The 9,502-nt window shown below is 63.0% G+C and carries 8 protein-coding genes and 1 tRNA gene; 4 read left to right on the plus strand and 5 right to left on the minus strand.

Going from position 1 to position 9,502, the window contains the following annotated elements; genetic code table 11:
• The first annotated feature begins 135 nt into the window (after window positions 1–135).
• Window positions 136–218, plus strand: a tRNA-Leu gene (locus AC57BR_RS02020).
• A gap of 92 nt (window positions 219–310) precedes the next feature.
• Here AC57BR_RS02020 and AC57BR_RS02025 read toward each other — a convergent pair.
• The 5 genes from AC57BR_RS02025 to AC57BR_RS02045 form a co-directional block, all read right to left on the minus strand.
• Window positions 311–1,105, minus strand: a complete 795-nt coding sequence (locus AC57BR_RS02025; RefSeq protein ID WP_496358106.1) for a hypothetical protein — start codon at window positions 1,103–1,105, stop codon at window positions 311–313.
• A gap of 179 nt (window positions 1,106–1,284) precedes the next feature.
• Window positions 1,285–2,640, minus strand: coding sequence for an MFS transporter (locus tag AC57BR_RS02030; protein WP_496358107.1), 1,356 nt, complete (start codon window positions 2,638–2,640; stop codon window positions 1,285–1,287).
• Between the two features lie 164 nt (window positions 2,641–2,804).
• Entirely contained in the window at window positions 2,805–3,500 is a 696-nt protein-coding gene (locus tag AC57BR_RS02035) for a FadR/GntR family transcriptional regulator (RefSeq protein ID WP_496358108.1), read from the minus strand.
• A gap of 10 nt (window positions 3,501–3,510) precedes the next feature.
• The gene (locus tag AC57BR_RS02040) at window positions 3,511–4,638 is read right to left on the minus strand and encodes an L-talarate/galactarate dehydratase (protein ID WP_496358109.1); all 1,128 of its coding nucleotides are present in this window, start codon (window positions 4,636–4,638) and stop codon (window positions 3,511–3,513) included.
• A 206-nt stretch (window positions 4,639–4,844) separates the two neighbouring features.
• Window positions 4,845–5,894: a LacI family DNA-binding transcriptional regulator gene (locus AC57BR_RS02045; RefSeq protein ID WP_496358110.1), complete on the minus strand. Its 1,050-nt coding sequence runs from the start codon at window positions 5,892–5,894 to the stop codon at window positions 4,845–4,847.
• A 226-nt stretch (window positions 5,895–6,120) separates the two neighbouring features.
• Between AC57BR_RS02045 and AC57BR_RS02050 the strand changes: the two genes are divergently transcribed.
• The 3 genes from AC57BR_RS02050 to AC57BR_RS02060 are packed head-to-tail and all read left to right on the plus strand — an operon-like array spanning window position 6,121 to window position 8,987.
• Window positions 6,121–7,068: a ribokinase gene (locus tag AC57BR_RS02050; protein ID WP_496358111.1), complete on the plus strand. Its 948-nt coding sequence runs from the start codon at window positions 6,121–6,123 to the stop codon at window positions 7,066–7,068.
• Between the two features lie 7 nt (window positions 7,069–7,075).
• Complete coding sequence (locus AC57BR_RS02055; protein ID WP_496358112.1) at window positions 7,076–7,546, plus strand: RpiB/LacA/LacB family sugar-phosphate isomerase; 471 nt, start codon at window positions 7,076–7,078, stop codon at window positions 7,544–7,546.
• A gap of 55 nt (window positions 7,547–7,601) precedes the next feature.
• On the plus strand, window positions 7,602–8,987 hold the full coding sequence (locus tag AC57BR_RS02060) for an MFS transporter (RefSeq protein WP_496358113.1): 1,386 nt from the start codon (window positions 7,602–7,604) through the stop codon (window positions 8,985–8,987).
• The last annotated feature ends 515 nt before the right edge of the window (window positions 8,988–9,502 follow it).

Genomic DNA, 9,502 nt, shown 5'->3' on the forward strand with positions numbered 1-9,502 from the left:
GGCGGGGAAAATCACGCGGCAAAGTGCCTGCGATGCCTCGATTAGGAATTTGCGGCGAGTGTCCGTTATGCTTGATCTCGCTGCTTTTACAAGGTCGCAAACCGGATTCCGGTAGGGCCAAGTGGAAGAAGTTGCGCGCGAGTGGCGGAACGGCAGACGCGCTGGCTTCAGGTGCCAGTGTCCGAAAGGGCGTGGGGGTTCAAATCCCCCCTCGCGCACGCATCAGAACCCCGGGAAATCGATGATTTCCCGGGGTTCTTTCTTGTTTCAACGACTATGTGCGATCAGCCGGGCTCGTGGGGCCAGAGCGTCAGCCGGCGGCCAGCGCGGCGTTGACGAGCTTGGCGAGTTCCGGCGCCGCACTTGCGGTGACGGCCCCGGCGGCTCCGGTTTTCACCACGGTGGCTGCCAGCGTGCCCTTAACTCCCGTAACGGTGAGCACTGCTTGCTTCTGGCCCGTCGGAAGGGTTTGGGTTTGCAGGGCGCTTACCGACTTGTCAGCTTCCACCGCGACGTCGACCGGCTTCATTGCACTCGTGATTTTCTGCCCCTTCAATTCGAACGTATAAGTTGAGCAGCCGCGGACCGCTGCCGCGCTCTTGTCGAACTGGGTTGTCATGAGGGCGGGATCCTTGACCGCGAATACCGTCACGATCGTTGCAGTTTTGGCTTCTGCCGCCAGGCTTGCACCCGCGGCGTAGGTGCTGCCTTCGGGAACCTGGGTGTTGTTGTCCGCCAGCACCCCACAGGCCTTCGGCGTGATGACGGCGTTCTTGAGCAGTTCCCGGGCGACGATGAGCCCCTGGTCCACCTGGGCGGCGGGAACCACGGTCAGGGCCTGTCCCTGCGCGTCCTTGAGCTCTGTAACGATCGCGGTGAGGTCCTCGTTGGTGTAGGTCTTCGCCGCTGACGTCGGTGCGGCGGACGCGGAGGAGGGATCCGCCGTCGTACTTGCTTCGGGTGAGGCGCTGGAGGGCGCCGCGTCGCCCGGAGCGGATGTGCTGCCCGACGGCGCCGCCGTGCCTGAGGGTGCCGGCCCGCTGCAGCCCGCGAGGAAGATGGCCGCTGCCGCGGCGAGGGAGATTGGCGCGATGCTTCGGTGCATGAGTGGATCCCCGTTCCCTGTGCCGGCTGACCCGCGGGTTGTGGCGGGCTTATCCCGGAAACCGCCAGTCAGGGGACCGGTGACGAGAAAGTTGGCCGTGCCGATTCCCCCAGCCGCACGGTTGCTTCGAGCGTACGACGGCGGGCCGGTCAACACCAGAGCCCCGCAGCATCGTCAGACTACTTCGCCGTTGATGGTTCCATCCGCGGTGCGGCTGGCGCGGAGGCCTTCTCTGCCACGCCCGATGCCGGCTTCCGCTCCTTGAGGAAGTACACCAGGATGGCAGCGACCGTCGACGCTGCGGCCAGGGCGAACAGGCCGGGCACCACGCTTCCGGTCTGCTCCTTGATGATGCCGAAGCCGAACGGTGCCACGAAGCCGCCGAGGTTGCCCAGGGAGTTGATGATGGCGATCGCTGGAGCCAGGACCAGAGGGTGCAGTGCCGACTGCGGGATGGTCCAGAACAGCGGTGATGCACTCTTGAACCCCATGGCCGCGATGGCCAGGAATACCAGGGCAAGGACCGGAGTGGCGACGGCCGCCGCGAGGGTGCCGACGGCGGCCACGAGGAGTGCCGCGACCAGCAGCGGGCGCTTGGACTTTGCCTTGTCCTGCCATTTGGCCGCGAAGTACATGGCGAAGACGGCGCACACCCAGGGGATGGAAGAGAGGAAGCCGACGCTCAGGTCGGTGGTGCCGGGGATCTGCTTAACGATGGTCGGCAGCCAGAACGTGTTCGCGTAGATGGAGAGCTGCACCGAGAAGTAGATGCCGCACAGCAGGAGAATCTGCGGGTTCAGGAGCATCTTCCAGCGGTTGACCTTGCCGTCGCCGGCCTTGGTGTGCTGCGCGTCTTCCTGGTCGATTGTTGCGGTCAGAGCCGACTTCTCGCCGGCCGTGAGCCACTTGGCGTCCTGGATCTTTGCGTCGAGGAAGAAGAACACGGTGATGCCGACGACGACGGAGAGCACGCCTTCGAACCCGAACAGCCACTGCCATCCGCGCAGGCCGAGGACGTCGTGCAGGCTCAGGAGCAGGCCCGCGATGGGGCCGGACAGGGCAGCAGCCACCGAGGATCCGGCAATGAAGACAGCGGTCGCCTTGCCACGCTGGCCGGCGGGCACCCAGCGGGCGAAGTAGAAGATGACGGCGGGGAAGAATCCGGCTTCGGCAGCACCCAGCAGGAACCGCAGAACGTAGAACATCATCTCGTTCTGAACGAAGGCCATCAGGAAGGACACGATGCCCCAGCTGACCATGATCCGGGTCAGCCAGATCTTGGCGCCGTATTTTTCCATCATGACGTTGCTCGGAAGCTCGAAAATGGCGTAGGCGATGAAGAACAGCCCGGCGCCGAAGCCGTAGGCTGCGGCACCGATGCCGACGTCAGCCTGCAGATGGTCCTGGGCGTAGCCGATGTTGGACCGGTTCAGCTGGTTGCACACGAGCATGACCAGCATGACGGGCAGCACGCGCCGGAAAAACTTCTTCGTGGCCGAAGCCAGATCCGTGACAGCGGTGTCTACAGACTGCATGGGGGAATCCTCTTTGATAGAGCAGCAAGATCACGCTGTGGGGACTACGGGGAGGCCGTTGTGGTCCTCGCCACAGCACGTATTAACTGTAAACACTGTGATTCATGCCCGTCCAACACGCATATTGCATGGCGTGATACCCGCAGGGAACCACTGCCGGGCGCTTATTCGCGTCCGGCCCGGAGCCTGCGTCGCGAGTTGGCCAAGTGGTTGCGCATCGCTGCGGACGCCGCGGCGCTGTCGCTGTCCGCGATGGCGGCAAAGATGGAGCCGTGTTCGTGCACCACCTGTTCGAAGTGGTCCCGGGCATAATGCTCGACGCCGGTCATCAGCCGGGTGCGCGGCATCGCGATCATCGTCTGGCCCAGCGAGGTTAGGCAGTCCGTGTAAAACGGGTTTCCGGAAGCTGCGGCGATGCTTTTATGGAACTCAAAGTCCGCCTTCATCGCGTGTGCGGGGTGCTCGCCGCTGTCCGTGAATTCCGCCAGCGCCTGCCGCATGGCGTTCAGTTGCCGCTCTGTCCGGTTCCCGGCGGCAAGCGCTGCCGCTTCGGTTTCGACGCCGATCCGGAATTCCAGCAGGTGCAGCCTGTCCTCGGCGGTGACCACAGCCCTGGTGGGCTGGCCCGACGTCGGACTTCCAGTGGGCGGGGTCAGCGCAAAGCTGCCCCGCCCGCGTTCGGTTTCCACGAGTCCCTCGGCCTGGAGCCGGGTGAGCGCGGACCGGACCACCGTCCGGCTGACGCCGAACTCGCCGATGAGGGTGTTTTCGCTCGGAAGCTTCTCACCGGGCTGGATGACGCCGTCGACAATGCGGGTGCGAAGGTCGGCGGCGAGGTCCGCGGTCAGGTTCCGGCTCATGGATTCAAGGTTACGCGCCGAATTCCGCCGTTTCGGTGGTCCACGCGCGGGCCTGGTCACTGAGGCTGACGCCTAGGCCCGGGCGGTCCGGAACGATCATGCGCCCGTCCTTGGTTTCGAGGCGCTCGTTGAACAGCGGGTCCAGCCAGTCGAAGTGCTCCACCCACGGTTCGCGGGGGTAGGCGGCGGCCAGGTGCAGGTGGATTTCCATCGCGAAGTGCGGGGCCAGGCCCAGGCCGCGTTCGTCGGCGAGGGCTGCCAGGCGGAGGAACTGGGTGATGCCGCCAACGCGCGGGGCGTCGGGCTGGATGATGTCGCAGCCGTTGGCGGCCATGAGGCCCTTGTGCTCGGCCACGGAGGCCAGCATTTCGCCGGTGGCGATGGGGGTGTCCAGGACCTGGGCGAGGTGGGCGTGGCCCTCGAAGTCGTAGGCGTCCAGCGGCTCTTCGATCCAGATGAGGTTGAATTCCTCGAGCTGACGGCCCATCCGCAGTGCCGTGGCGCGGTCCCACTGCTGGTTGGCGTCCACCATGAGCGGCACATCCCAGCCGATGTGCTCGCGGATGCCGGCCACGCGGCGCAGGTCTTCCTTGCTGTCCGGAAGGCCGACCTTGATTTTGATGCCGCCGATGCCCTCTTGGACGGACTGCGTGGCGCGGGCCTTCACCTCGTCCAGGGTGGCGTTCAGGAAGCCGCCGGAGGTGTTGTAGGTCTGGACGGAGTCGCGGTAGGAGCCCAGGAGCTTGGCCAGGGGGAGGCCGGCCCGCTTGGCCTTGAGGTCGTACAGGGCGATGTCGATGGCGGCAAGGGCCTGGGTGGCGACGCCGGAGCGTCCCACGGAGGCACCGGCCCAGAGCAGCTTGGTGTAGAGCTTGCCGATGTCGTTGGGGTCCTCGCCGATGATGCCTTCGGCAACTTCCTTGGCGTGCGCGTACTGGGCGGGGCCGCCTGCGCGCTTGGAGTAGCTGAAGCCGAGGCCGGTGTGCCCCTGCTCAGTGGTGATCTCGGCGAAGAGGAAGACGACCTCCGTCATCGGCTTCTGGCGGCCCGTGAACACCTTGGCGTCGCTGATCGGGACGGCCAGCGGAAGGCGGGCGGTGGACAGTTTGACGTGCCGGATGAGGTCGACGGTACTCATAGGTTCTCCTTGGAAGTAGGGGCAACATCGCCCGCCCACCTAGGATACAAGTTAGCAACTTATAGTACAAGTAGTGCGCCCTGGGTGTGCTCTCGAGTGTCAGAGCTGGCTCTTAGGCCTCGACCACTGCAAGTTCCTGAGTTACTTCTGAAACCGTCGAATTACGGGAAAGGCGCTGAGGAGTGCTTCGGGTTGCCGGTTTGGTGTTAGCGCGCGGGTAGCGTGCTGGATCGCGCTTGTCCGGGTTCGAACGGCCCCTTGAGGGGTCCTGCCCTGTCAACGAACGAAGTAGCTACTCGCTGGGAAGCAACGGTACGCCCGGCCAGCAGGTCCAGAAGTCCCTGGACCCCTAGCCGCCCGATGGCGGCAGCATCGTTGCGGACCCCGCTGACGGCGGGAACGGCAAACTCGAACCAATCGAGATCGTCAAAAGAGACGATGTCAATATGTGATGCCTGTTCTGGCCCGAGCCTCCGCCTCAGCGCCCGCATCGCGCCAAGTGTTGTGGGTCCGTTCGTACCGAAAACTGCTGTCGGGCGGACACCCCGATCCAGAATTCGATACATGGCCGCCTCAGAACCATCAGCAAGGAAGTCGCCGGCATCAAGCAATCGGTCATCCAAGCTGATGCCATGCGCCTCACGGCCAGCCAGATACGCGGCCCTTCGTTCGGAACCGGTCGAGAACCCCTGCGGCCCACCAACGAATGCCACGTCACGATGCCCCCTGGCTTGGAGCCAATTCAAGACGCTAGCAACGCCTCCGGCATTGTCTGTGGCAAAAAGCGGCGCGTCCACCCCCTCCATTTCTCTGTTGAGCAGAACAACCGGAAGACCCGAGGCTAAGAGGACATCCAGCTGCCCGGACCGACCTCCCTGCGGGGCCAAGAGAAGCCCGTCAATGCGTTGAGCGGCAAAGATTCGAAGGTACTCGTCGGCTTGGGCAGCATCTTCATTGGCATTCGCGAGAAGCACTGTGTAGCCACGCTTCCGCGCCTCCTGCTCAGCGGCGTGGGCAAGCTCAGAGAAAAACGGATTGCGAATGTCGGACACAAGAAGGCCGATGACGTCCGTCTTCGAGCGACGCAAGGACCTGGCCGGCCCATTAGCTATGTACTTGAGTTCAGCAGCTGCTGCCAGGACCCGCGTGCGGGAATCCTGCGAAGTCTGGCTACTGCCGCTCAACACGCGCGAAGCCGTGCCCAAGGCAACACCTGCGCGCTCTGCGACGTCTTTGATGGTAGCTACTTGGCTCACCTCCTGTGGAAACGTTTCAACCCTAATGGGAGCGCGGTAACCAAGGCAAGGAGCCGAGAGGGGGTTGGCCGCGTCAAAAAGGTTGCAGGCAAGACGGCACCGTTGACATTCAGAATACGTGTCTGCATACTCATGGAAACCTTTCCATGGAAACCTTTCCATCAGCAACGACCATCCTCCAAGGCTGTTGGTCGTAAATCGCCTGAAGCCAGCAAGGAGCAAAGCTATGAACACGGTCTTCGTGGTCGGAAGCCTGAACATCGACCAGACCATCCGGGTCCCGTCCTTTCCGCGGGCCGGTGAAACAATCCGAGGATCGGACGCAACGTTCAGCCCGGGCGGCAAGGGAGCCAACCAGGCCGTGGCGGCCTCCCGGGCGGGGGCCGCCGTAAGGCTGGTGGGACGTGTTGGTCAGGATGCCCACGGGGTGGCCATCCTGCAGGTGCTGGCCGAGTCCAACATCGACAGCAGCCACGTGAAGCTGACAGATTCCGCTTCCACTGGCACTGCAGTCATCGCCGTAGATGACCAGGGTGAAAACCAGATCATCCTCAGCCCCGGTGCGAACGCGGCACTGTCGTTCGCCGATATAGACGCGGGGCTGGCGACTTTGACCCCCAATGATGTGCTGGTTCTCCAACTGGAAATTCCCCGGGACATCGTTCGGCACGCCGCGCGTGCAGCCAAGCTTTGCGGCGCCTTTGTCATTCTCAACGCTGCCCCCTCTCCACTGGAGATTGAAGGGCTGTTCGATGACATTGACCTGCTCGTAGTCAATGAGCAGGAGATCCAGGACCTCGCCCGTCTGGCCGATGCATCGGGCGACCTCACCGAGCTGACGGAGACCCTCCCGTCCGTTCTGGGCCCGGCAGTGCTGTGCACAGCGGGAGCGCAAGGCGCCGTCACTTTCCTTGGCCGTAGGCCTGTCCATATATCGGCACCTGAAGTATCCGTCGCGGACACGACCGCCGCGGGCGACACGTTCGTCGGTTATCTCGCCGCATCGCTGGCTGCTGATCGCGAACTCCCTGCCGCGATGGCCATTGCCGGCCGCGCGGCGTCCATCGCCGTGACCCGTCCCGGGGCCGTGGAATCCATTCCTTGGCGCCATGAACTACCAACCCTGCAAGACCACGACACCCAATCCGCAGCCCCTTTTCTTTCCCACCCTTAGGAGTCACATGAAAATCGCTCTCGGAAATGACCACGCTGGCTTCCCACTGAAGGACTTTGTTCGCTCAGTCCTGGAAGGCCTCGGCCACGACGTCATTGACCGCGGCGCACCCGACGAGTCGCCCGTCGACTTTCCTGACATCACACGCGCCACCTGCGACCTTGTCCTGACCGGCGAAGCCGACAAAGCCGTCCTGGTTTGCGGAACCGGCGTGGGGGCAGTCATGGCAGCCAACAAGATCCCGGGCATACGTTGCGCGTTGGGACACGACGTCTACTCAGCGCATCAGTCCGTGGAGCACGACGACGCGAACGTCATCGCCATGGGGGCCTGGCTCATCGGCCGCGCCACAGCCAAGGAAGTCCTCGAGGCGTTCCTCGTCGCGAAGTTCGACGACGACGAAGACACCAAACGGCGGGTAGCGAAACTCCGGGAACTCGAACTCCTGGGAGCCAGGAAGCTGGCGCACGAAATCTAACCATGCACACCCCAAACCCAAAAGACACAATGGAAATATCAAAGGAGATATCACGATGACGGCACAACTTTCCGACCGCTCCCAGCAAGCCGCGCATGGGTCCCCAGGTAAATTCAAGACGGCCATCGCGTCCGCCGCCGGCACCTGCGTCGAGAACTACGACTTCGTCGCGTACGGCACCGCTGCCGCACTGTACTTCGGCAAGGTTTTCTTCCCCAACACCGACCCCGTCGTCGGGACACTGCTCGCCTTCGCCACTCTCGCAGTGGGCTTCTTCATGCGACCCCTGGGCGGCGCCATCGGCGGCTACCTCGGTGACAAGCACGGACGCAAACCCGTGCTCGTAGGAGCGCTCCTGACTATGGGCATCGCCACCGTGCTCATTGGCTGCCTTCCCACCTACGACCAAGTCGGCGTTCTCGCTCCCATCCTGCTCATCATCATTCGAATGATCCAGGGGCTGGCCTTCGGCGCCGAGTGGGGCGGAGCAGTCATGATGACGTTCGAGCACGCGCCTTGGAAGAAGAGGGGGCGCTTCGCCGCGATCCCTCAAGCCGGAAATCCGCTCGGCATCACGTTGGCCAATGCAGCCTTCCTGCTCTCCGCATCCCTGCAAACCGACTGGGCGTGGCGGCTGCCCTTCCTGGCAAGTGCCGTCCTCATCGTCGTCGGGCTCGTCGTACGGATGAAACTCGAAGAATCCCCGGAATTCGTCAACGCCAAGCACCACGGCGCGATCGTGAAGAATCCCTTGGCAACAGTATTCAAGAACGACTGGCGCAACATCCTGCGCGTGATCTCACTGCGCATCGTCGAGAGCTGCGCCTACTACGTCACCGCAACGTTCCTGCTTTCCTACATCACCCAAAACAACCCAGCTGACCGCGCCGTAGGCCTCACGGGCATCGTGGTCGCCAGCCTCATCGCGATCCCCGTAACCCTGCTCGCAGGCAGCCTGACCGACCACATCGGCCGCCGCAAGCTCTACCTGGGCGGCGCAATCGCCGTGATCATCTTCGGCTTCCCGATGTTCATGCTTAGCAACACCGGCAACCCCGTTCTCATAGTGCTCGCCTTCGTCATAGGCATCGGCCTTATCCACGCCACCTTCACTGGAACGCAAGGAGCCTGGTTCGCAGAACTCTTCCGGACCAACACACGGACCTCCGGCGCCTCCATCGGCTATCAGGTAGCAGCCTCAATCTCAGGGCTTGCCCCCTTCCTCGCAGTACTCCTGGCAGCAAACTTCGGATGGGCCGGCGGCGCCTCCCTGTACGTCCTCGTGGGTGTCATCGGGCTGCTCGGCGTACTGACCACGCGCGAAACATGGGGCTCCAATGAAAAAGTTGAAGTGGACTCGATCATCGCAGGCCCCGCCAATAACGAAGCAACAGAGGCTTCCAACCAGAACGTCGAACAATTCCACACCAACCACAGCTAGGGCGTTGGTTAGCCAATAAGGTGAGAGCCAGCGGACGACCCAGGACGAAGTCAGTCCGCTGGCTCCCCAGTGCAACCTGCGGGATATGAAGAAGCAGCGAGAAGCTCCTTCTCCCGCCCTTTACTGCATGCACGGGTGTTCATGCAGAACTAATAGCCCCGCCGGCCCCTGTTGAAGGAGCTATAGGCAGCACCCGCCCTACGCGCATTTCACTTTGAGGAAGAGCAATGGTTCACGCGATTCACACCATCCTCCATGTAGCAGCGACAGACGCCGCCGAGATTGACGATTTACTGAGTTCAACAGTTGAAAGCCTCATCCCTGACGCCCTTGCAATAATCACGGCATCAGAGTGACCCGAATCGGGCCCGGAGAATACACCGTCGAAACCGCCGGGACTGTAAGAAAAACGGTGTGTGAGGGTCCGGCCTGATCCGAAAGGAGACGGCCGTGTCAGAGTCCACGACCGAGATGACAGGGGTGATGATCGATCCTGTGACGGGAGAGATCATCGA

This window comes from Arthrobacter sp. BGA-UO-ETr-C19, from assembly GCF_059568005.1.